Here is a 23,050-nt window from a genome sequence, read left to right as displayed (position 1 = left end):
TCAACAGAAGGTCATTATTAGTGTTGATAATTAGAGTTGATACAGATCATTAATGATTGCTCACTATCACTCTTCAATTATCATATTTTAAACTAGGGCCTTCTGCGCCACTGATGTATACCCTACCTTGTTCATTCCGCTTAATGATTACCACCTTATTGATAATAAACTTAGCAAGGATTGTTTATGAAGCCTACTAATGGCCCCAAGCTACCAGTATGGATTGCTTTGAGCCTAACATTAGTTATGGTCATCGTTGTCCGCGAATCAGCAGTGATCATTTGCCAATGGGCAGGTATTGAAAAAGCAGCCAATGTGGTTGGCCTAGTAGTGATGTTTTTAATCTTGATGGCATGGCGATTGATTAGAGGCTTACCAAACTGGCTGACCAGAGCCAGTAATATACTATTGGTAGATAGTGGTTTTGCGTTTTTGCCGGTATCTGCTGGCGCAGGCTTGCTATTATTTGCGCTAGGCGATGAGCTTTGGGGCGTGATGCTAACGATGGTGATTAGTACTTTGATACCACTTTGGGGTCTGGCAATACTGGCCAATCGTTGGCTTGGTAGCTCGGCTGATACCGTTACTAATAGCTCTACTAATAGCGCCACTGAGCATAGGGAACAGCTATGAGCTTTAGCATCGCAGGAACGGGCTTTGATAGCGTTATCATTGCTACCATCGCAGCTATAGTATTAACGTTAGCCGCGCATATTACTGCTCGTGTACTGGCAAAAAAGCTATCAGGACTACCGATGGTTATCAGTGCTATTGTACTGGTTATCGTGTTTTTATTCGCCTTACAGTGGGATTATAGTGAGTACTATAGCGTTGCCAAACCAATATTCGATCACCTGTTGGGATATGTAACAGTACTGCTAGCGATACCTCTCGCCGCGATGAACTTTAAAGGGTTACCAATCAAACGTCTCACTTTGATTATCTTGATTGCTAGTCTAGTTGGCGCGCTGCTACCCATGTCACTCGCTTATCTGTTTTCGCTCAGTCATGACACCATATTAGCATTTGCTACACGCTCAGTGACTACACCGATTGGCCTGAGTGTGGCAGGCCTTATACAAGCACCGCTGGCTATGGCCAACCTAATTATTATTGTCTCAGGACTTATAGGTGCCACTTTGGCTCGATTTTTATTTCGCAGTATCAATGACGATCGCGCAAAAGGCTTAGCTTTAGGATTAGCAGCTCATGCCTTTGGTACAGTAGAAGCGTGGCAAATCAGCCCTACTGCTGGACGTTATGCCGCCTTTGGATTAGCGGTTAATGGCTTGCTTACCGCCGTTTGGGTGCCCCTATTTATCAGTGCGCTGACGTCTTAAGTCAATACTCAATACTCAATGCTTAATGCAGCAGAGCACAATATGCCCAGAATAAAACGACTCTGCTCTCAGCCTCGCTAGCCATATTAATGGTTAACCTGTGCTACGCTTCCTTATATTTGTTTTGTTATAAATCGGCAATACCAACTGCCTTTATTCGTCATTCCTTTTACTTGACTAGATTCTATTTGAATAGCCATTTCTTGCGAATTTTTACAATTTTAAAACATATTATGGGCCTTAATTGCCTCTTCTTTCTTTCAAAATATATCTCTATTTATTCTTAATTTTTATTGCTGATAACTTATATTCTTATGAGGTTATCTACTGTTGTAGATATTAGAATACTTGTCTGATCTATAAAACAAATGATGCTAGGGTTTTGATTTAAATAAACTTTTATACAAATCCAAAGTTATTTCGTTTGTCTTTCTCGACAATCAGATGGGGCTAAAAGTTATTTTATGTTATAGTAAGCCACTATTATTTTTTGTATCTATTGCAAGTGGTTTCCTGTTAGGCGTGAAGATTCTAGGTTATTTATATCATTTATTGCTATAAAAACCTGCGTTCATGGTAACCGTTTTGACGGCCAAATAATGCGCCCTATAGGCAAAGCGATTTGCTATTATTCGATAAAAAGTGATACCCCTATGATGAATGTTATACCTTTATTTAACCGCTTTCTGTCTCCTATTCTATTGACTGCTGTTGCCCTATCCACTCTGTCTGTTACTGCTCAAGCTGGTAATATGTACATTTATAAAGATAAAGCCGGACAAGTGCTACTCACCAATGTCAATCCAAGCGGTAACTTTGATAAATTCACTAAAAAAGTAAAAGTTACTTACTACAAAGACTCAAAAAATTACGATAGTAGTAGTAGCAATAGCAGCGACTATGGCAGTAGTGCTGCCAGCTCAAGTGGTAGTCGTAATTCCTATGATGACTATATTCTGGCATCTGCCACCCGTCACGGTGTCGATCCTGCACTAATGAAAGCCATGATGCATACTGAGTCGGCCTTTAATCCTAATGCTCGATCTCCTGTAGGTGCTCAAGGTTTAATGCAATTGATGCCTGCCACAGCACGGCGCTTTAAAGTCAGCAATGCTTGGAATCCTGCCGAAAATATCGAAGGCTCAGCCAAATATATCGCTTGGCTGATGCGCCGCTTTGATAATAAAGTCGAATATGCCGTGGCTGGTTATAACGCGGGGGAAGGTAACGTGGATAAATACGGTGGTATTCCGCCTTTTAAAGAAACACGTAATTATGTCAAAAGGGTCATGAGTCGCTATCATAGTTTATACAAAAACGACTCAGGACTCTCTGGTAGCAGCATGAGCGCCAATAATGCTTCTACTAACAGCGGCGGCATGCAAAATGTCAGCTATGGCACCAGCAATAACAGTGGCAGCGCCAGCTATGCCAACTCAGCTTATGCGGCACTGCGCTAACCTGAGTAGCTAAAAGCTCACTATAAACAACAGATACAAAAAAGCCCGTTAAATCAATAACAGGCTTTTTCGTGCTTGGTCACTTCATACTTATCAAGATATCATATGAAGAAAACATATAAGTACTGAGCGAATGGATACTGAGTAGAAATCCAATCAGCACTCATATAAGCGTACACTATTCCAACTTATCGCTTATTTGTTAGCTGATGCTTGGGTAGCAGCAACTTCAGCAGCGAAGTCTTCTTGTTTTTTCTCGATGCCTTCGCCGACTTCTAGACGTTTAAAGCCAAGCACTTTTACGCCTTCCGCTTTTAGAACGTCGCCAACTTTTTTGTCATTGTCCATGACGTATGGTTGACGTAGTAAAGTGACTTCGTCTAGGTATTTACGTAGACCGCCTTCGATCATTTTTTCAACGATGTTGTCAGGCTTGCCAGATTCTTTTGCTTTGGCTTCAATGATGTCTTTTTCACGTGCCAATACATCAGCAGCTACGTCTTCGTCATCTACCGCAACCGGGTTAAATGCCGCGATATGCATGGCAAGGTTTTTACCGGTATCAGCGTTGCCACCTTCAAAAGATACAACCACACCAATACGTAGACCGTGACGGTATGAAGCAAGATTGTCACCTTCGAGGGTTTCAACACGGCGTATTTGGATGTTTTCGCCGATTTTTTGTACCAACGATACGCGAGCTTCTTCAACAGTTTGACCATCGCCATAAGGCAATTCAGAGATAGCAGCAACATCAGTAGTGTTGTTTTCTAGTGCTATATTGGCCACTTTTTCTGCAAACGCTGTGAAGCTATCGTCTTTTGCTACGAAGTCAGTTTGGCAGTTAACTTCTACTAGGAAGGCTTTGTTATCACCTTGAGCGATGATGATAGCGCCGTCAGCTGCGATGTTACCGGCTTTTTTGGCCGCTTTCGCTTGACCAGACTTGCGTAAATTATCGATGGCGGTTTCGACATCACCATTTGATTCTTCTAACGCTTTTTTACATTCCATCATGCCAAGACCAGTACGGTCACGCAGCTCTTTTACCATTTTGGCAGATACTTGTACTTGTGCCATAAGAATTACCTCAGTATTGTTATGTATAGGAGTGATTAACTTTCGTTTGATAACGTTTCTTACTTTAACCTTAATAAAAGCGCTCATTCGTCCGTTGATCTTTGTAACTATAGCTATAAACTCAATGCTTGCTATTATAGGCGATAATACTCGTCTACTAGCTCACTGATAGCTTATCCACTAACAACAAAGCATGACGAGTAAAACCACATCATGCCTGTTATAAGCTTTTACGCTGTCATTAACATTATATGGATGCTGATAAGGAAATTATCAAGGCAGCCTTCTATTTATAACGTTGTGTGCTGAACCTTATAGGTCAGTTTGTGCTTCTGCTGGTTTTTTTACTGCAGGGGCTTCTTCTGGCTGTTCGATAGCATCAGCCGCTTTAGTTGGGGCTTCTTCTGGCTGTTCGATAGCATCAGCAGCTTTAGTTGGGGCTTCGTCTTCAGCTGGGGCTTCTTCAGCAACAGGCGCTTGCTCTGCTGCGGCTTTTTCTTGCTCAGCAGCTTCTTTACCACTAGCTTGAGTCTGTGCATACTCTTTACCAGCGATGATCGCGTCAGCCATAACAGTTACATATAAAGTCACGGCACGAATAGCATCGTCGTTGGCTGGGATGATGTAGTCAACGTTATCTGGGTTAGAGTTGGTATCAACGATACCGATAACTGGGATACCTAGATTTTTAGCTTCTTTAATCGCAATCGCTTCATGATCAACATCAACGATAAAGATAGCATCAGGTAGGCCGCCCATGTCTTTAATACCGCCTAGTGAACGCTCAAGTTTTTCCATATCGCGAGTACGCTCTAACGCTTCACGCTTAGTAAGCTTAGCAAACGTACCGTCTTCTGCTTGTTTTTCAAGCTCTTTTAGACGATTGATTGACTGACGTAGAGTTTTCCAGTTAGTCAACATACCACCCAACCAGCGATGATCAACGTAAGGCATACCAGCGCGGGCAGCTTGCTCACGGATGATACCGCTAGCAGCGCGTTTAGTACCAACGAACAAGACTTTATTTTTCTTGCTAGCTAGATTGTTTACGTAGTTTAGCGCTTCGTTGAAAGCTTTTACGGTGTGCTCTAGGTTGATGATATGAATCTTGTTACGCGCACCAAAGATGTACGGTCCCATTTTTGGATTCCAAAAACGTGTTTGGTGACCAAAGTGAGCGCCGGCTTGTAGTAAGTCGCGCATTGCGATTTGTGTTGGGTTCTGATTAGCCATGTAAAATGTCCTTTGTGTTGGGTTATGCCTCCACATCACAAAAACTGCCTATTCCGCGATACGCATCTGCTGACGATTACTGCTTATTAATACAGCACCGTACTATTGCAAATTAATCAAGTCGCCGAACACCCAGCAATTTTTTACCATGATGTGTGTGTCATTGGTTGGTTTAAAAAATGAGCTATCGTTTAACTTTAAACTAAATGTCTAAACTCAAACTATAAACCACGTCATAAGTTATAAAATGGATTATAGAAATAGCTGCGCTGCATTTTACCATATAACGGTTATTAAGCTCCAGCAATTTATTAGTTCATGCCAGGGCAATTAATGCTATTAAAACAATACTATAAAGGAGATGACAAGAAATAAATTTCTTTATTGATCTTGCATAAAAAAACGGCGTTGATACGCCGTTTTTTGTTACTGCTTTTGTTACTGCTCTTGTCATCAGTTTATCATTTGACTACAAACTCATGTGAGCTCACATGAAATCATAGTGTAGTTAGGCAGTTAGGCGATACAGATGCCTATCACTGCCTCATAACCCCGCCAAGTAAATGGTGTGACATAGCTGTGACGATCTTTTGGTAATAAAGAAATGCTGGGCACCCCTTCAACGATCTTAGGGGGTGAGATAATAAAATCAGACCCAAACTCGGTACGAGCATTTCCCGAAATCGTATTCGCCATCTCACCCAGTAAGTCCTTCATCATTGTCATCGATGAATCAGGCTCACCCATAACTTTCATGACTTCACGCAGCATATTACTGGGCGCGCTGACATAAACGCAGCCTTCAAGTGGCCCAGATATCTTAATAATCCCGCTATAATCATAGCCGACGGCACTCTTGTTGTTGTTCAAATAGGGCGTATCAATAGCCACTGGTGAGCCGTCAATCTGCGCAAAAAATGAGCTGATTGAGCTTAAAAACACACCTAACTTTTCTACTTTAACCATAGTTATTATTGTCCATACTTATCATTTGTGACTGTTGCTTTTAATCCTGCAAACAAAACACAATCTCCCCGACTTGGCTTTTCCACATGACAGGAATGATAAAAGAACGCTCATCCTTGGGTAATATAATACTTTGCGGTGAGCCCTTGAACACTAGCGGTACAGAAATATGAAACTCTGGCCCAAACTCTTTACGAGCATTGCCAGCGATAGTATTGGCAACTTCTCCAGCAAGGTCTACAAAATTATCCTCGCTTTTATCCGTCTCACCCATACTATCTAGAATACGAGCCAATAGCTCACGAGTCGCTGAAAAATACACCACGCCTTTTTGCACCCCTGATATACCAATCACACCGGTATAATCGTGAACTTTCGGCTGTTTATTTTCTAATAGATAAGGAGTATCAACGATCAACTCTTCATTACCAAACTGATTAAAGTAGTTAGTAATAATATTCAAAAAAATCTGTAGCTTTTGTTCTTTCATAATGACATCTGCTTAAGTCGTTGGATAGTATTAGTCTTGCATGAGTTCATATAAAGATTCTACGAGCTCTTCTTCTGAGAAGGGCTTACAAAGAAACCCACTAGCGCCCAACGACAATGCTTCAATTCCGGTGGACTTATCAGACAATGCCGATACCACCAAAATACGTACTTCAGGATCAATCGCAATGATCTTTTCGATACATTCAAGACCATCCATTTGCGGCATGGTCAAATCCATCGTAATGACGTCAGGGCGATGGATATTGAACTTTTCAATGGCTTGGACGCCGCTGGTTGCCGTGGCAACCAACATGAACTCTCCTGAATCATACGCCCGTTGAATTCGGTTGCGAATAATGTTGGAATCATCAACAATCATTAATTTATACATAGCTTATCTATTGTCCTTAATTAAGCAGCAGGCAAGGTAATGACAAAACGAGTCATACGACCAAGTTCGCTATTGACATTGAGCTTGCCGTCATATTCTTTAATTGTGGCTTTAATAATATCCAAACCGACACCGCGGCCCCCATCTTCATCTGCGGAAGTTTTGGTAGAAAATCCCGATGAGAACAACTGTTTTAGTAGCGCACTACGATTGAGTTGACTGGCGTCTTCTGCACTAAAGCGACCATCAGTGACTAATTTGTCACGAATGCTATCGTAGTCGATACCTTGACCATCATCTTGTAGGGTAATAACAAAACCTTGGCCATTACTCTGCATTTCTAGATCAATCATACCGGCAGCGGGCTTACTGGCTGACAGGCGGGTATTGGGCGTTTCGATACCGTGTACCACAGCGTTACGTAACAGCTGGATACTGATCTCTTTGACAGCTTTTTTGAGGCGCTCTGGCACTTTAACTTGCGCCAAGCTATCAAAAAAGCGAAAGAGGACTCCACCCGACATCAGGGTGGAGGTGAATTTCGCATCGCTTGTTAGCCTTGCTGGTTCTGAATGTATTGCTTAATAATTTCTAATGGAGCGCCACCACAAGAGCTTGCAAAATATGATCGTGACCAAAGCACAGGTTTGGCATAAGCAGCTCTCAAGTCAATGAAATCACCCCTCATTCGTCTACTGGTGACTGATTTTAAGTTATTGACCAATTTGCTTAATTGCACCGTTGGCGGGTACTGGATAAGCATGTGGATGTGATCTGCTCCACCGTTACATTCTTTTAACTCAGCATCAAAGCTCTTGCATATCTCAGCAACACACTCACTGAAATACTTGTGATGCACCCCGCCCAATACCTTTCTTCGATACTTGGTAATAAAAACCAAGTGAACATGGAGATTAAAGGCCGCATGGCGATTTTTATATATCTCACTCATTGTAATAAAAACTCTTAAGTGCTAGTATTATCTACATATTATCAAATACACACTCATTAATAAAGAAAGCATTTATGAAAATCAACAAAGCGTATAAATTTAGGCTTGAGCCTAATTCGGAGCAAGAGGTTATTTTAAATAATCTGGTCGGCTCTGCACGTTTTGTTTGGAATCAAATGCTGGCAATATCGCTTGAGATGTTTGCCAAAAATGAGTTTATCAACGCCACTAATCTCGTTAATAAAATCATGGATTTAAAGAACAATCCTGATTTTGGCTTTTTAAAAACCCATTCTAATGCGGTGTCTTTGCAACAAAAGGTACGCGATCTTGCGGCTGCTTGGTCACGATTTTTTGACCCTAAAGTACATGCACGATTAAAAGAAAATAAAAAGAAACCTAGAAAACCCAAGTTTTTTAAACGGGCTGATGGGTCAGAAATCCAGTTACGGGCGCTGATGCCAAGATTCAAGCATAAATCAGATGGCTGCGATTCAATTCGCTTGGTTCAGTTTGATAAATACTGCCGTGTCGAGGGCAATCGGGTGAAACTACCTAATGGCATTGGTTTGGTGAAGTTTAGAAAATCTCAAGCCATTATCGGCACAATCAAAAATGTCACCCTTAGCAAGAAATCAGGTCACTGGTACGTGTCATTTGGCACTGAGAAAGCGTTACTGGAAAACCCAATCCATCCTTCTAAAAGTGCGTTAGGTTTGGATATGGGGATCACAAAACTACTCACCACCTCAAGCGGTCAGTACATCAAGCCCAAAAACAGCTTTAAAGCCAATCAAATCAAACTTGCCAAATTACAGCGTCGATTAAGTAAGAAAGTAAAATTTAGCGAAAACTGGAAAAAGCAAAATCGTAAGATTCAAAAGCTACATCATCATATTGCCAATATTCGCCATGACTACTTGCATAAAGTCACCACCACGCTCAGCAAAAGCCACGCCATGATCGTTGTTGAAGATTTAAAAGTAGCCAATATGTCGAAATCCGCAAGCGGTACAACCGCTCAAAAAGGGCGTAATGTCAAAGCTAAGTCAGGATTGAATAAATCAATTTTGGATCAAGGTTGGCATATGATGACCGTAATGCTTGAGTATAAGCAGCAATGGCGCGGTGGGTTACTCATTAAGGTAAACCCAAGATACACCAGCCAAACCTGCTCTAAATGCAAGCATGTGGCGAAAGAAAATAGGCGTACTCAGGCAAAATTTGAGTGCGTTAAATGTATGTATGTTGCGAACGCAGATTTTAATGCGGCACGTAATGTATTGGCGGCAGGACATGCCGTTTTGTCTGTGGAGGGAGGATGCAGTAAAGGTCGCCCGTTGAAACAGAAAACTTGTGACAACCGTGAGGATGTCACCTAAGAGCTTCGGCTTTTAGAATCCCCCACTTGAGCCATGTGAAAGTGGGGGGAGTATGTCAACACTGTTTAGTTGTACTTGCTTACCTTGTCTTACCGCGATATCTCGCGCAAAATCTTGGTAGTACGCTAACAGGTGGCTGTCCGATTGATCATCTAAGTCGATATCCTCACCGCCTTCAATGTCCATAGCGCTAACAGTGTTCATTGAACGGTCTATTGTCTGATTGGCACTTTCCTCTACCTTTGGCGTATTACTATCTACCGCAGTAGTCACCGGAGCTGCCGCTTTAACAGCTGTTGCACTCGCTGGTGAGGCTCGATTGATACGCTCGCCTAAGGTCTCAATGGTATTAGACAGACTTAACAAGTCATCCAAATGTACTGCCAATGATAAGAAGTCATTGCCCGATAGCTTGCCTTGGTTTTGCAATGCATTAAGCTGATCTTCTGCGTCTGAGGCAATTTTAGTGAAACTGTGCAGTTTTAGCGCAGAAGCTTCGCCTTTTAGACTGTGCATTTCACGATAAATCGCATTTAGTTTACCCTCAAGCTCATATTGCGAGCTACCAGGATTCTTCAGGATGTTATTCATCTTGTCGATATGTGATTTGGTATTAGTAATAAATTCATAAATAATTTTTGGATTAACATTTAAGATGGTCGTTAACATCTCAATCTGCATGTCATTTTGCGTACGCTCTTGTTCTAGACGCTGTTCTAAATAAATGGCATCTGAAACATCGTTGACGTTGACCAAAATACGCGCGATATTTTTATTTTCATAAACCCGCGAAAATTTAAAATCTAAAAATCGACTGTCTGAGCCGTCTTCTCTAGAGGTGTTGTGTAGCATTACCTTATGTAGTGGGTTTAGAGCATCCACCAGTTTTTCTTTAACGCGCGGATTGTATAGCTGTTCAATGAATTGCTGCGTAGTTTTCAGGTCTTTATCAGAAATACGACCGCGTAATATATTGGCAAAGTTTTCTCCTGCCAAAGTATCGGCACCAATGATATTGGTGAGCGCTCGAGAATGCTGCTGACCAATGTTGAGATCTTTATCTAACAAGAATAGACCGGTATTAACCGTTTCCATGATTTCTTGGGTTTCGCGACGCGCAGACAAGGCTTCAGCATCGGTATCACGCAAACGACGTACGAAGAAAAATACGAAAATCAAGAAGTAAGCAAAGATGGCAGCAACACCAAGCACCTGAATCAGACGAATGGTATTGGCTTGACGTTCAGCGTTTATAAAAACTTCATCGGTGAGCTGATCTAACGAGTCGTTAATAAACAAACTTGAGGTTTTTGCTTGTTCAACCGCTTGGGTCAGGTTATCCGAGGAGTCGACCATGACGTTGTCAGCGTTTTCTAGATAGCTTTGAATCTTAGGTTCTAAAAGCTGCCATTGCTCATCAGCTGCAGCAACTTTAGTTTGAGACGTGTTATTGATTTTTGGTAGCTCATAGCTTTTACCATTAACGTCAGTAATCGTACCGCCTTGACCAATGGCAGCAATAGAGCTGGTAATAAGCGCCGTGTCTTTTTCCAAACGCTCCAAAACTCGTTGTATGTGCGGAGAGTTAGTATCTTCACCATAACTGTTATCTAAGTCAAACAAGTCTTTGATTACCGCTTGTGCGCTATTAGCAACTTGGTTGGTTCGGTCAATTAAAACTGTATTTCTTTCTAATAAGCTTGAGGTATAAAAAGTAAACGCTAGCAAGGCGCCAATCAAAGTTAAAAACAGTGCAATTGAAATAATTAGACTGCGATAGCGTTTGTTATCGACATCATGTGTGGTTGCCATCTTCAGAATTCCTTAGTTCGCTTGCTGAGTGGTAGTAACAGAGGTGCTATTGGCAGGTGCCGCTTCTTTCTCACCTAACCAGCGCTCCTCAATTTCCTTGAAAACTCCTTTTGCCTTAAGCTTAGTAATACCTTCATTCACAGTATTGATTAGCTTAGTATTACCTTTTGCCATCAATACTATTTGCTGCGCTGATGGAGCATCTGCGTCTTCATAAGGTACAAGTACGACTTCGTATTCTGGATGAGATTTTATCGTATGTTGTAAAACAGGCAAATCATACAAGAGAACATCAGTCTTACCTTGTACTAAATCTTCATATACTAGGAATATAGTAGATCTTGAAAACAGCTCAACGGATGTGCCCATTTCTTTTAAGGTGTCTTCCTCTTTTGAGCCTTCTAAAGTACCAACTTTCATCCCTTTTATATCTTCCAAACTTTTTATGTCCAAGTCACCTTTCAAATATATTATAGTGGCTGGATTAAAAAAGTAAGGGGTTGACAAGCCGTATTTTACGTCGCGTTCGTCTTTATAAGAGATACCCGATATCGCTAAATCACGACTACCTGACTCCACACTATCGAACAGACCTTGCTAGGTTTCTTTGTAAAACTCGACCTTGAATCCTTGTTCTTCACCAATAGCACGTATTGAATCAACATCGGTACCCTGCATATTGCCATAGTCATCTTGAAACGAGAACGGCGGTAAATTACCAGTCATGGCTACTTTTAGCATAGGTGCTGAATCTGGTAGCTCACTGACAAAATTATCTTTACTTTCCGTACCTGTTGCATTGTTTGTATTGGCATTCTCCTGAGTAGTAGAGTTACTACACCCAAATAAACCAACACTCAACACAAACGGTAACACGCGATATAACTGCTTCATAATTTATCCTTACAACTCAAATTGGTTCTAAATTTTAGTAAATAACAATCTTTTTCTTAAAGTTAATGCATGCTTATAGGTGAGAAATAAAAAGCATTCTGCACGCTGATATCTTTAATGCATTGATATATGAATATTAAAATCCTGTTTTGAGGTCAGCTGAAACTTATTATAAGAAAAACTTTGTATTAAAATTATTACCTAAAAGGTATTCCCTTAATGAAATGAACAACAATCTAATAAGGTTAAATAACAGATTAATATCATTTTTTTACACAAAGTTACAATGGATAATAATTAAGTTGCTTGTCGATTGCAATATTTATGTTTGTCTTGTATGTACAAATAGTTTTGCATAGCGAATAATAAAATAGTCGTCTGCTACATTTAAAGATAGATAATGGATCAGACATAAAAAAAGCATCCAATACGTGTTCAACGTTTGAATGCTTTTAGGGTGAAAACTGAATGCTTATAGTGTGGAAACAGTCTAGAAATAGGTTAGAAAATAATTTTATTTATCGATTAGTTATTCAGCATCGTCAAGGTTTAAGTTGCGATCAATGCGCCAGATTAACAGACAGCCGAGACTCATTAGCATAAACATAGTGATACCAATCTTAAGGACCGGATTGACAGGGAATAAATTTAACAATAAACCGCCAAAAATACCTACTGAGAACATCAGCGAGCCTTGTAATGCACTTGCCATCCCAGCGCGGCTTTTTTGAAAGGCAAGTGCAATAGCTGAAGCATTTGGCTGCGTTAATCCAAGACCAGCAATACAAAAGAAAATACAGACTAACACCAGTGGCAGCCAGGCATCACTACCGAAACTAAGACCCAGTATAAATAACCCTGCTGAAGCGACTACCTGCATTACTGCCCCAAATCGCAACAAACTTAAGATACGAAAGCGATTAATCAGCAATTGATTTATCTGAGTCAACGCCACAAAGCCTGCCGCATTCATGCCAAATATCCAACCAAAATGAGTAGATGAGATGCCATAAGTATCCATCAATAATTCAGAAGCAGCACTGATATAGACAAACATGGCCCCCATCAATAAACCGCCGCCAATCGCAGGATAGTTGAAAGTCGGATCTTTTAGTAAATCCCAATACTGACTGAGCACTTCTTTAGCAGGACGGACATTACGGTTTTCTTCTGTTAAGGTCTCAAAAAAGAAAAACTTGGTTAAAATTAAATTAAGCGTACCAAATGCGGCTAAAAACCAAAAAATAGAATGCCAGTTAAAAAATTGCAAAAATAGCGCACCGAGCGATGGCGCTAATATTGGCGCTAAACCCATTACTAAGATCATAATAGAAAATGCTTTTGCGGTCTGTTTTGCACTAAGACGATCACGAATCGCTGCACGGGTAACCACTGCCCCCACACAGGCCCCAAGTGCTTGCAAAGTACGCCCTGCAAACAGCACATATTCATTATTAGTGGTAGCACAAATGATCGAGGCGATGATATATAAAGTCATGCCAAAATATAAAGGCTTAACCCGGCCAACACGATCACTAAAGGGGCCATAAAACAGCTGCCCAAATACCAAACCAACAAAGTAGGCGGGTACGGAGTTGGCCATAAAAGCAGTCGATACACCGAAACTATCTGCCATAACCGGCAATGCTGGCAAATACATATCGATGGATAATGGCCCTACTGCCACGATAAGTCCGAGCATCATAATCCATGCGACCGGCAGCTCCGATGAGCGCACTCGTGCATTCGCAATAGATTGATTGGATGGGGTGGGTTTTGGAGCAGACATAGCACAGACCAGTTTATATAAGGATTATAATTATTAGTTCTTCTTCGCCGATATTTCTATGAATAATAATTGCTATAAACAACAAAAAAGCAGCAGTGTATAGACGCAGGTATACCATAGCAGACAGTGTTATATCGTGCTGCCTACCGCTATTTCAATAGTAGATGATTTTCAGAGAGGAGCATTAAAACAAATAAGGCCATAGTGATATGTTCAAAACTGCTATTCAGCTTGTTGTTATTTATCTATAGTCAGAACTAAATAAAACGGATACACATATGGATTTGGACAACTGGCAAAAATTTTTCTAGCTTGCTGTGTGACTGCGTCACTTCAGAGGCTTCGAAAATTTCTTCCAGCTATCCTATATCTGTTTTAAAACGGCTTAGCTATATAGTCATTCTTGTATAAAGCTATTATATGAAATAGCCATAAAAGAGACTGTTTAAAGAGTGTTCGACTCCCTTGTCCGCCAAAATTCAAAGTTCACAAAGCTTTGAAAGTCGCTCCTCTACCTTTAACTAGCGAAACTGGCGTTTAGCAAAGGTTGTTCCCGCTTCCTTCGCTTTTTTTACGGCGAGCTTACGGTTGCGCCCTAACATTAGTTTGAGTTGCCAAGCTTTTTCTTTATATAACGTCAGAGCTGATTGCTGATACATGGCATTCACAATACGCTTACTTGCCAGCACCGCATCGGGTGAACGCTGCGCAAACTCGGCAGCAAGGGTTTGCGCCTGCTCTAATGGCGACTCGCTACAATGGCTAATAAGACCCAATTGCCTACCCTCTTCTGCATCGATAATACGAGCGCTCATTGCCAGCTCTTTTAATATGTCTGCACGCACAACCCCAAACCCTGATTGGGTCAATCCCATATCCGGCACCAAGCCCCATTTCGCCTCCATAATGGATAGCTTACAATCAGGGCTGCTGATACGTATATCACAGGCCAAAGCCAGTTGTAATCCCGCGCCGATACAGTGACCCTCTAACACGGTAATAACCGGAACAGGAACATCACGCCAGACCAGACAGACCCGCTGAAATAGACTTTGACTTGGCTTAACCAGCTCCCATAATGCAGAGGCTTGATTTTTGGGTTGGTTTAAATCACCCAAATCAATACCCGCACAAAACGTACCTTCAGCGCCATCAAGAATGACCGCTCGTAAGGTTTTATCTTTGCTAATACGCATAGCAACTGCAATCAGCTCACGCATCATCTCAAAGCTCATGGCATTTTTTTTCTGCGGACGATTTAGAGTGACGGTTAAGATATCTTGGCTAATACTGACTTGTAGAGTCTGATACTGGTGAGCGGCGATAGCGTGCATAACAGTCCTTAGGAAGATCAATAAATAAATAATATTGAAGAATAAAATGACTTTTTAAGATAAGGATAAAGTTAAGACAAGGATAAAAGCAATATCAAATCATTTTCCAGGTCATGTCATTTTCACTCAGACGATGATAATTCAACTGCGAATACGGCGACAAATCAAGCGTTTGAAGATTGGTCAGTGCCAGTAACAAAGCTTCATAATAAGGTTTGAGCATAGCAATCTGTGCCGGCGTCGTATGTTGAATATTTAATAAGCATTTGTCTTCTAAATTTTGGCTGGCTTGGCGCAGTTGCGGTACCCCCGTATAGCGACTGCCCCCTAAAATTCGATGGGAAATTTGCGCGAGCATGCTACGATCGCGGGCTTGCCATGCTTGAGTTAACACCTCTTTTTCATCAGCAATAGTATCGAGCATCATAATGATGAGTTTGGCGGCAAGATCCGGCTTATTCGCTGAGCGGGTCAATGCATCTTGCCAGTTTAAAATATCTAACGCCTCGATAGTATTTGTTTTCGAGGGGCTATCTTTTGGATTGCTCGATTTTGAGTCTATGCCCTCTATATCTCCTATACTGCCTTCCCCTTCTATAACATCCGTTTTATGACGGTCTAGCGTTTGGTATGCTGGAGCTTTTAAGGGTACTTGCCCCGATCTTTGATAGTGCAAATTTTCATAGCGCGGCTGGGTAGCACGCTGCGGCTCACGTCTATAATCATCACGGGGCTGACTATCGCGCAAATAGTCATCACGGATTTTTTTTAGCGATAAGGGACGGGCTATCTTTTTATCTGCTTGAACGCCTACTTGCTTAGTATGGGAAGTAACATCTATCCCATCATTATTTGCAACAGCCAATGAGTCAATAGTTTCAGTAGTTTCAGCAGTATTAACAGTCATTAAGCCTTTATTAGGCGTTGAGAGACTTTGTGAACCAATAGTTTGTGGCGTGGCATTGGTGGTGGTTGCCGTTAGACCTTGAGGCGTTGCTGTACGTCCAAGCCACTTTTGTAGAACTTGCAGCAGTTGCGGCTGGCTAATAGGTTTACCCACGTAATCATCAATGCCGCTAGCAATCAGCTTATCACGCTCATCGGACAACCCATGGGCAGTTAAGGCGATAATAGGAATACGAGTATCATCTATTTCGATTTTGCGAATTTGCTCTGCCGCTTCACGCCCTGACATCCGCGGCATCTGAATATCCATAAAGATTAAGTCGATACTGTTTTTATTATCAGAACCAGCCTTATCTTCAGCGTTTACATCCGCAGTAGACAAAGGATTATTTGAGGTTTTGTTGACCTGCGCATGTGCTTGAGCTTTAGAGATTTGCGTTTTGTTTGACAGGCTTTGCTGGTTGGCTTTGGCCGCTTTTATATTTTTAGTTTGCTGCTTGCTGATGAGCTCTATAGCATCAAAACCACTATTGGCAGTGATGACTTGAATGCCAAGCTCACTGAGCAGAGCATCTAGCACCAATAGATTGGGCAGGTGATCATCAACTGCCAGCACAGTTACCCCTGTCCAGCGTGGTGCTTGCGTTTGTATCGGTGCACTTCGCTTTTGAGTATCGAGCATGGCATATAGTTGCCGCTTATCTAGAGGTTCATATAATACATTGGCATGATAACGGTTTAATAGCGCTTGATCGGCAGCCACCTGATAACCAAATACGGCAAGCTTGCCTTGATAATGCAGGCGAATTTGTTTGAGCAGCGCCATCATATCGTCTTGAGTATCGTTATCGACAATCACCCAATCCCAATAATTGCCTTGCTCTTTTAATGATTCCAGCACACCAGGTAAGGAGTTGGCTTGGGTCAGCTTAATCGGTAGGTTTTGCAAGCTGGCCTTAAGCACCTGTCTAGAAGCCGTGTGATTGATCCAGACTAAAACGTGAAACTCATCGCTGGCACTGGTAAGTGGAGCAAGGACGGGCAGCGCAATAGTTTGCCCTGTGGCAGCCTCTAACACATCAACATGCGCTGGCATCCGAAACCAAAACGTCGCCCCTTGATTGGCAATATTTTCTTGTGCATTGTCATAAAAACCAATATCGCCGCCCATAAGCCGTGTTAATTGCTTAGATATCACTAGACCTAACCCTGTGCCACCATATTGGCGCGTAATAGACGGATCGCCTTGGCTAAAGCTTTGAAACAGCATTTTTTGATCGGCGGCCGAGATACCTTTGCCACTATCTTGCACGCTAATCATCAAATAATTGTCGCGATGATCATCCAAACTAACGCGCACCACCACATCACCACTATCAGTGAATTTGATTGCATTACCAACGATGTTGGTCAGCACTTGCTTGAGGCGCAGCGCATCGCCAACGATTCGCATCGGTACGTCGTTATAAAACAGCACCGCCATCCGCAAGCCTTTTTCTGCAGTGACTGGTGAGAACATATCGACCACATCATAGATGCTGTCATACAGATCAAACTCATGGCGATCAAGCACCAACTTACCGGCTTCAATCTTTGAAAAATCCAAGACATCATTGACCAATGCCAGTAAGTGCGCAGAAGATTTACGAATGGTTTGCACATATAGATCTTGCTCAGCATTCAGCTCGCCGTGGCGTGCCAGCAAATTAATAAAACCATCAATGCTGTTCAGCGGGGTACGCAGCTCATGGCTGATATTGGCCAAAAACGCTGATTTAGCTTGGCTGGTTGAGATTGCGGCATCACGCGCATCTCGAATTGAGATGTTTTGCATTTCCATCTCATCAAACGCAAGACGTAAGTCATCTTCAGTTTGTTCCGCATGGTCTTTGAGCTCTTGAAAGCTACTATGTAGACGGCGTAAGGTTCTGACTAAATCTTGCTGCAATAAGTTCAGCTCCCCATCAGTCTCAACGGGAACGGGTTTATAGAGATTGTCGACATGGGTCCGTTGTAGCTGCAAACGCAGCTCATAAATCGGCGCAATCCAGCGTTTGGCGTAGATGTTTAAGCTCAGTAATAAGATTAAAATAGTGGTCAAACCAGTAATGACCAGTGCCATAGCAATGCGATAGCGCGCGATATAGAGCGGCTCGTTGTCCATATCGACCAATAGCCATAGCCTTTGACCTTCAAAATTGCCCAGTACACTGCCATAAGCCGTACCGATAGGTGTGGCTTGTTGCGATAAGAAGCGCTGCGACGCATCTATCAGAGGCCACGGCTCATTAACCCCATAGCCCACCGTAGCGAGTAGTTGATTGTTCTCATTGATGATAGCAATACGCTGTACATGCTGCTCGGACTGCATACGACTGAGTCTTTCGCGAATCGACACTAGGCTTGCCACGGCTCCTTGCCGCGCAAGCTCTGTAATGTCTTGACTCTCATCGACGACTACTGTACTTGATTGTGCAGAGGTAGACATGCCTCCTAATACTTCTTCTGAGAGTGCGGCACTGCTCAAACTACCGACGCGTGTACCAATATAGTGATCTGAGTGCACCTGTGATAAGGGTAGATGCTCAGCGGGTATACTCTTCTCAAGCGCCGATTGACTAGCCGCTGCCATGCTATCGATAAGGTTCTGAGCATTTTCCTCGTTTGCTTTTGACTGCTGATTCTGTTGCAGCAATAATTCAGGGATAAGCTCAGTAACCATCGGTTTATAGCGGATTAAGAACGCTTCTGCTAAAGCTTCTTGCTCGGAATTACTGGCTCGCATGGTCTCATAGAATACCAAAATGCCACCGACTGCTGCCAACACACAAATCGGCAAAAACACCAATATAATCAACTGGCCATAGGCGCTACTGGTATCGAAGCGTTTTTTGTATGCCATGCTAGATTTAAACCCCACTGTCGTTCATACCGTTTATATATAGCAGCTGTAGACCGCTGTTCCTATATAGCTAACTGTCTAAATATTGTAGGTATTTTAACAGCATTTATAAGTGTAAGTGCTACCAATGCAATCTAGTGAAAATAAATAAGCGACATGCGTGTTTGCGAGCAATGGAGTTTTTGGTCTTATATTAAAGGTTGTCTGTACTGAAGCTCATATATTGGCTTAGTACTCGAGCGGCTATAGAGTATTTTGAGGTTTATATTAATGTTAGTTTTGAAAGCAATTTGATTGGTTAGTCTTTTTTAAACAGGGTCTATTTACCAATAAATATTGATGCGATAAGCGCAGCTGAAAACAAAATGATATAATGGTGCCACTTTTTATTTGCCGCAATAAAGTCGTTCCAGTGGTATCGTCTCAACCTGTTACGTCATACGTTTCTACACCAACACTTAAATTGTTATCTAAAATAATCAATAAGGATGCCTTATGTCGTCTACGACCCCGTTGAACGCTAACTTTATCACTCAAGTCACTGATCTTGCTGATTGCGTTGGTCAGACGCCTTTGGTCCAACTACAGCGTTTGCCTGAACAAGAGCAAATTGCCAATGGTGCGGTGTTACTGGCCAAGCTTGAAGGCAATAACCCTGCCGGTTCCGTTAAAGATCGCCCTGCTTTTAATATGATTTATCAAGCGGAACAACGCGGTGATATCAAGCCTGGTGATACCTTGATTGAAGCAACCAGTGGCAACACTGGTATTGCTCTTGCGATGGTAGCCGCCATGCGCGGTTATCCAATAACACTACTAATGCCAACCAAATCAACCCAAGAGCGTAAAGATGCCATGACGGCATATGGAGCTACTTTAATCGAAGTCGATGAAGGTATGGAAGCGGCACGTGATTTAGCGTTAAAGATGCAAGATGACGGTTTAGGTATCGTACTAGATCAGTTTAATAACCCTGATAATAAGCAGGCACATTATCTTACTACAGGTCCTGAGCTATGGGCGCAAACTGACGGTAAGATCACTCACTTTATCAGTTCTATGGGGACTACAGGCACCATTATGGGTGTCTCGCAATATTTAAAAGAACAAAATCCAGCGGTCAAAATTATTGGCCTCCAGCCTAATGAGGAAGCCTCTATTGCGGGCATCCGCCGCTGGCCTGCCGCTTATATGCCCGGTATCTTTGAGGCTGATGCCGTCGATGAGATGATGGATATTGATCAGTATATTGCTGAAGTTTATATGCGTAAACTTGCTAAAAATGAGGGTATTTTTGCAGGGGTATCCTCAGGAGCTGCTGCATGGGCAGCCGTACAAGTTGCCAAAGCCAACCCTAATGCGGTGATTGCCTTTATCGTCTGTGATCGCGGTGATCGTTATTTATCGACTGGTTTATATAATGTTGATGACAGTATTGATGATACTATTTTTAATAACAGTATTAGTGACAATATGAGTGACAATGCCAAATAAGCGTAACCAATGATAGCTCAGGATTATTTATGCCACATGCCTTACCTTGCAACCCGATATTGGTCTTCGATATTGAGACAGTAGCGGATACCGATGCCGCACGCCGTATCTATCCGCAATTGGCTGATCTAAACGATGCTGATGCCATGAGCGCATTACAAGCGATTCGTATCCAAGAAGCGGGACATGATTTTATGCGGCTGCCACTGCAGCGTATTGTCTGTATTTCTGCGCTATATATCAAGGACGGTCAACTGTCTTTGTTTTCCTTGACCGCGGACAAGTTTAGTGAAAAGGACATTCTTGCCAAATTTTTTCGAGCATTTGGCGATATTGATAACTTGCCACAGCTGATCAGTTGGAATGGCTCAGGGTTCGACATCCCTGTACTTATCTACCGCGCCATGCAGTACGATTTGTCAGCGCCGTGGCTGTTTGAAGAAGGCGCGCGTATCAAAAACATGCGTTTTGACAATTATGTTAACCGTTTCCAAACCAAACACCTTGATTTGATGGACAGATTTAGCCAATACGGTGCCAGCCGGCGTGAGGCGATGGATGTGGTCGCTAGCCTATATGGTCTACCGGGTAAAACTGATGTTGACGGTAGTATGGTCGGTGAGCTCGTTGCCAATGAAGAATGGCAGACACTATCTATATACTGCGAGTCTGACGTGATGAATACTTGGCTGATTTATCTACGCTGGCTGCGTCTAACCGGACAGCTTTCATCGCCATCTTTTGATTATTGGCAGCAGCAAAGCCGCAATTACATAGCCAAATTTACTCAAGCGGATGGTAGCTTACGACATCAAGAATTTATTGCTGATTGGACGTCATCGCCTGCATCATAAGTACTGACATTATAGGAGCTGATAGTTATCAGCGCCCTTTATTCCCTTTTATTATTTCTCATTTATTGTTAAGGCAGGTTTATGCAACCCACCGATTCCAAGACTTCTACAGCACATGACACTACTCAACAAGCCAGCGACACTCAAACCATTACCGTTCCGCCTAATAAGAAAAAATCCAAACCCTCATCAAAGACGCGCAAACGTCTAAAAGAGGCGCAACCGCTACCCTTTACTATTGATGGCTTATCGCATGATGGACGCGGCGTTGCAGTGTATGGCAATGGCTGGGGCGAGGAAGACGGTCATGTAGAGGACAAACATGGCAAAAAAATCTTTGTCAGCTTTGCCTTGCCAGGTGAAAGCGTTGACGTCAAGCTGACCAACAGCCGCACTAGCTTTGAAGAAGGCGATGCGCTTAGCGTTACTGCCAATCCTAATCCTGAGCGCGCCGTGCCGCCCTGCCCGCACTTTGGGGTTTGCGGTGGTTGCAACTTGCAACATTGGCAGCCCGATGCACAAATTAATTTTAAGCAGTCAGTGCTTGCTGAGATGTTGACGCACCAAGCGGACACGCAGCCTGATACGTGGCTGGCGCCAGTGGTCGGTGATCGACTGGGTTATCGTACTAAGGCGAGAATGGGTGTGCGCTATGTCGCTAAAAAAGAAACCGCGCTAGTCGGCTTTCGTGAGCGTTCAAGTAACTTCTTGGCTGAGCTGAATGAATGTCATATCTTAGACCCGCGTATCGGTTTTGAGATTGAAAACTTAAAGGCGCTGATCAGCTCGCTTGAAGCCCGTAGTCAAATCGCCCAACTTGAGCTAGCAATGGGTGAATACTTGCCAGAACTGCCTGATGGCGATCAACCGGTGGCATTGATTGTACGTAATCTATCGCCTTTATCAGACGGTGATGTGGATAAATTAAAAGTCTTTTTTGCTGCACGTAACTGGCAGTTATACCTGCAATCTAAAGGCGTTGATAGCATCAAGCGCATTGCCCTAACGGATAATGATGATATGAGCCAGCAATTTGGTCGCTTGTACTACCAATTGCCCGAGTATGATTTGACTTTTGAATTTATTCCTACTGATTTTACCCAAGTAAATTTGTCCGTCAATCGAGAAATGACCAAGTTAGCTTGTGATTTATTGGACCTAAAAGCGGGTGAGCGGGTACTGGATTTATTTAGTGGTTTGGGTAATTTTAGTTTACCGATGGCACGCTTGGTTGGTGAGACCGGTACAGTAGTTGGGGTTGAAGGTAGCGAGGCGATGACTCTACGTGCTGCTGACAATGCTCGTCGCAATGGCATTCATAATACCGAGTTTTATAGCCAAGACTTGACTCAAGACTGTACCGATCAGCCGTGGGCCAACCAAGGATTTGATGCGCTACTCATCGATCCGCCGCGCTCTGGAGCTTGGGAAATTATGCAATATTTGCCTAAGTTTAAAGCTGAGCGTATTGTTTATGTCTCGTGCAATCCAGCTACTTTAGCACGTGACACCAAGGCGTTACTTGAACAAGGCTACCGTCTGACACACGCTGGTGTCATGGATATGTTTTGTCATACAGGTCACGTTGAGTCGATTGCGCGCTTCGAGAAACTATCTATTTAATTACTATTTTTGAACGAATAGATTAAAGTCCATTAGTCAAGCGGCCATTATGTTACCCTCACCTATATTAACATTACAGAGCTCTGCTTGATTTGCAGTGTGTAAATGAGATAATAATTGCCCACTGGCTTATGAATTTTTTGATC

The 23,050-nt window shown here is 42.5% G+C and carries 18 protein-coding genes and 1 pseudogene; 7 read left to right on the top strand and 12 right to left on the bottom strand.

From position 1 onward, the window contains the following. Positions 1-186: 186 nt before the first annotated feature. From U1P77_RS00285 to U1P77_RS00275, 3 genes are all read left to right on the top strand, one after another. Positions 187-633, top strand: coding sequence for a CidA/LrgA family protein (locus U1P77_RS00285; protein ID WP_321155495.1), 447 nt, complete (start codon positions 187-189; stop codon positions 631-633). Then, the gene (locus U1P77_RS00280) at positions 630-1,340 is read left to right on the top strand and encodes an LrgB family protein (RefSeq protein ID WP_321155494.1); all 711 of its coding nucleotides are present in this window, start codon (positions 630-632) and stop codon (positions 1,338-1,340) included. The genes U1P77_RS00285 and U1P77_RS00280 overlap by 4 nt, the downstream gene beginning before the upstream one ends. A gap of 653 nt (positions 1,341-1,993) precedes the next feature. Continuing rightward, entirely contained in the window at positions 1,994-2,800 is an 807-nt protein-coding gene (locus tag U1P77_RS00275) for a lytic transglycosylase domain-containing protein (RefSeq protein WP_321155493.1), read from the top strand. Between the two features lie 195 nt (positions 2,801-2,995). Here U1P77_RS00275 and tsf read toward each other — a convergent pair whose 3' ends face one another. The 7 genes from tsf to tnpA all read right to left on the bottom strand — a co-directional run bounded on the left by tsf (position 2,996) and on the right by tnpA (position 7,914). Then, positions 2,996-3,880: a translation elongation factor Ts gene (gene tsf / locus U1P77_RS00270; protein WP_321155492.1), complete on the bottom strand. Its 885-nt coding sequence runs from the start codon at positions 3,878-3,880 to the stop codon at positions 2,996-2,998. A gap of 312 nt (positions 3,881-4,192) precedes the next feature. Continuing rightward, the gene (rpsB, locus tag U1P77_RS00265; protein WP_321155491.1) at positions 4,193-5,113 is read right to left on the bottom strand and encodes a 30S ribosomal protein S2; all 921 of its coding nucleotides are present in this window, start codon (positions 5,111-5,113) and stop codon (positions 4,193-4,195) included. Positions 5,114-5,629: 516 nt separating this feature from the next. After that, positions 5,630-6,079 carry a chemotaxis protein CheX gene (locus U1P77_RS00260; RefSeq protein WP_321155490.1) on the bottom strand — a complete coding sequence of 150 codons (450 nt, stop codon included), beginning with the start codon at positions 6,077-6,079 and terminating at the stop codon, positions 5,630-5,632. Positions 6,080-6,119: 40 nt separating this feature from the next. Next, positions 6,120-6,569, bottom strand: coding sequence for a chemotaxis protein CheX (locus tag U1P77_RS00255; RefSeq protein ID WP_321155489.1), 450 nt, complete (start codon positions 6,567-6,569; stop codon positions 6,120-6,122). 30 nt (positions 6,570-6,599) lie between these two features. Further along, on the bottom strand, positions 6,600-6,962 hold the full coding sequence (locus tag U1P77_RS00250; protein ID WP_321155488.1) for a response regulator: 363 nt from the start codon (positions 6,960-6,962) through the stop codon (positions 6,600-6,602). Positions 6,963-6,982: 20 nt separating this feature from the next. Next, on the bottom strand, positions 6,983-7,435 hold the full coding sequence (locus U1P77_RS00245) for an ATP-binding protein (protein WP_321155487.1): 453 nt from the start codon (positions 7,433-7,435) through the stop codon (positions 6,983-6,985). Between the two features lie 80 nt (positions 7,436-7,515). Beyond that, positions 7,516-7,914, bottom strand: a complete 399-nt coding sequence (gene tnpA / locus U1P77_RS00240; RefSeq protein WP_321155486.1) for an IS200/IS605 family transposase — start codon at positions 7,912-7,914, stop codon at positions 7,516-7,518. Positions 7,915-7,988: 74 nt separating this feature from the next. Between tnpA and U1P77_RS00235 the strand changes: the two genes are divergently transcribed. Continuing rightward, positions 7,989-9,296, top strand: a complete 1,308-nt coding sequence (locus U1P77_RS00235; RefSeq protein ID WP_321155485.1) for an RNA-guided endonuclease InsQ/TnpB family protein — start codon at positions 7,989-7,991, stop codon at positions 9,294-9,296. 12 nt (positions 9,297-9,308) lie between these two features. Here U1P77_RS00235 and U1P77_RS00230 read toward each other — a convergent pair whose 3' ends face one another. The 5 genes and pseudogenes from U1P77_RS00230 to U1P77_RS00210 all read right to left on the bottom strand — a co-directional run bounded on the left by U1P77_RS00230 (position 9,309) and on the right by U1P77_RS00210 (position 18,933). Next, positions 9,309-11,108: an Hpt domain-containing protein gene (locus U1P77_RS00230; RefSeq protein WP_321155484.1), complete on the bottom strand. Its 1,800-nt coding sequence runs from the start codon at positions 11,106-11,108 to the stop codon at positions 9,309-9,311. A gap of 12 nt (positions 11,109-11,120) precedes the next feature. Continuing rightward, positions 11,121-11,834 (bottom strand): annotated as a pseudogene (locus tag U1P77_RS00225) (transporter substrate-binding domain-containing protein). A 697-nt stretch (positions 11,835-12,531) separates the two neighbouring features. Beyond that, positions 12,532-13,791 (bottom strand): multidrug effflux MFS transporter, encoded by a 1,260-nt coding sequence (locus tag U1P77_RS00220; protein ID WP_321155483.1) that lies wholly within the window; start codon positions 13,789-13,791, stop codon positions 12,532-12,534. Between the two features lie 521 nt (positions 13,792-14,312). Then, entirely contained in the window at positions 14,313-15,125 is an 813-nt protein-coding gene (locus tag U1P77_RS00215; protein WP_321155482.1) for a crotonase/enoyl-CoA hydratase family protein, read from the bottom strand. A gap of 94 nt (positions 15,126-15,219) precedes the next feature. Further along, a complete protein-coding gene (locus tag U1P77_RS00210) occupies positions 15,220-18,933 on the bottom strand; it encodes a hybrid sensor histidine kinase/response regulator (RefSeq protein WP_414479023.1) in 3,714 nt (1,237 codons plus the stop codon). 495 nt (positions 18,934-19,428) lie between these two features. On the opposite strand from U1P77_RS00210, the gene cysM reads away from it, so the two are divergent. From cysM to rlmD, 3 genes are all read left to right on the top strand, one after another. Further along, the gene (cysM, locus tag U1P77_RS00205) at positions 19,429-20,427 is read left to right on the top strand and encodes a cysteine synthase CysM (RefSeq protein ID WP_321155481.1); all 999 of its coding nucleotides are present in this window, start codon (positions 19,429-19,431) and stop codon (positions 20,425-20,427) included. 29 nt (positions 20,428-20,456) lie between these two features. After that, the gene (locus tag U1P77_RS00200; protein WP_321155480.1) at positions 20,457-21,281 is read left to right on the top strand and encodes a 3'-5' exonuclease; all 825 of its coding nucleotides are present in this window, start codon (positions 20,457-20,459) and stop codon (positions 21,279-21,281) included. Positions 21,282-21,362: 81 nt separating this feature from the next. Continuing rightward, the gene (rlmD, locus tag U1P77_RS00195) at positions 21,363-22,904 is read left to right on the top strand and encodes a 23S rRNA (uracil(1939)-C(5))-methyltransferase RlmD (protein WP_321155479.1); all 1,542 of its coding nucleotides are present in this window, start codon (positions 21,363-21,365) and stop codon (positions 22,902-22,904) included. Positions 22,905-23,050 lie beyond the last annotated feature (146 nt).

This window comes from Psychrobacter sp. LV10R520-6, from assembly GCF_900182925.1.
Taxonomy (GTDB): Bacteria; Pseudomonadota; Gammaproteobacteria; order Pseudomonadales; family Moraxellaceae; genus Psychrobacter.
Note: the sequence above shows the minus strand (reverse complement) of the source record. Positions and strands in the feature narration are given on the sequence as shown.

Excerpts from the sequence above, each read along its gene's own strand:
- U1P77_RS00280 (WP_321155494.1), top strand. The coding sequence starts at position 630 with ATGAGCTTTAGCATCGCAGGAACGGGCTTTGATAGCGTTATCATTGCT.
- U1P77_RS00230 (WP_321155484.1), bottom strand. The coding sequence starts at position 11,108 with ATGGCAACCACACATGATGTCGATAACAAACGCTATCGCAGTCTAATT.
- U1P77_RS00285 (WP_321155495.1), top strand. The coding sequence starts at position 187 with ATGAAGCCTACTAATGGCCCCAAGCTACCAGTATGGATTGCTTTGAGC.
- rpsB (WP_321155491.1), bottom strand. The coding sequence starts at position 5,113 with ATGGCTAATCAGAACCCAACACAAATCGCAATGCGCGACTTACTACAA.
- U1P77_RS00235 (WP_321155485.1), top strand. The coding sequence starts at position 7,989 with ATGAAAATCAACAAAGCGTATAAATTTAGGCTTGAGCCTAATTCGGAG.
- U1P77_RS00220 (WP_321155483.1), bottom strand. The coding sequence starts at position 13,791 with ATGTCTGCTCCAAAACCCACCCCATCCAATCAATCTATTGCGAATGCA.
- U1P77_RS00215 (WP_321155482.1), bottom strand. The coding sequence starts at position 15,125 with ATGCACGCTATCGCCGCTCACCAGTATCAGACTCTACAAGTCAGTATT.
- U1P77_RS00260 (WP_321155490.1), bottom strand. The coding sequence starts at position 6,079 with ATGGTTAAAGTAGAAAAGTTAGGTGTGTTTTTAAGCTCAATCAGCTCA.
- U1P77_RS00210 (WP_414479023.1), bottom strand. The coding sequence starts at position 18,933 with ATGGCATACAAAAAACGCTTCGATACCAGTAGCGCCTATGGCCAGTTG.
- U1P77_RS00255 (WP_321155489.1), bottom strand. The coding sequence starts at position 6,569 with ATGAAAGAACAAAAGCTACAGATTTTTTTGAATATTATTACTAACTAC.
- tnpA (WP_321155486.1), bottom strand. The coding sequence starts at position 7,914 with ATGAGTGAGATATATAAAAATCGCCATGCGGCCTTTAATCTCCATGTT.
- cysM (WP_321155481.1), top strand. The coding sequence starts at position 19,429 with ATGTCGTCTACGACCCCGTTGAACGCTAACTTTATCACTCAAGTCACT.
- U1P77_RS00200 (WP_321155480.1), top strand. The coding sequence starts at position 20,457 with ATGCCACATGCCTTACCTTGCAACCCGATATTGGTCTTCGATATTGAG.
- U1P77_RS00275 (WP_321155493.1), top strand. The coding sequence starts at position 1,994 with ATGATGAATGTTATACCTTTATTTAACCGCTTTCTGTCTCCTATTCTA.
- tsf (WP_321155492.1), bottom strand. The coding sequence starts at position 3,880 with ATGGCACAAGTACAAGTATCTGCCAAAATGGTAAAAGAGCTGCGTGAC.
- rlmD (WP_321155479.1), top strand. The coding sequence starts at position 21,363 with ATGCAACCCACCGATTCCAAGACTTCTACAGCACATGACACTACTCAA.
- U1P77_RS00250 (WP_321155488.1), bottom strand. The coding sequence starts at position 6,962 with ATGTATAAATTAATGATTGTTGATGATTCCAACATTATTCGCAACCGA.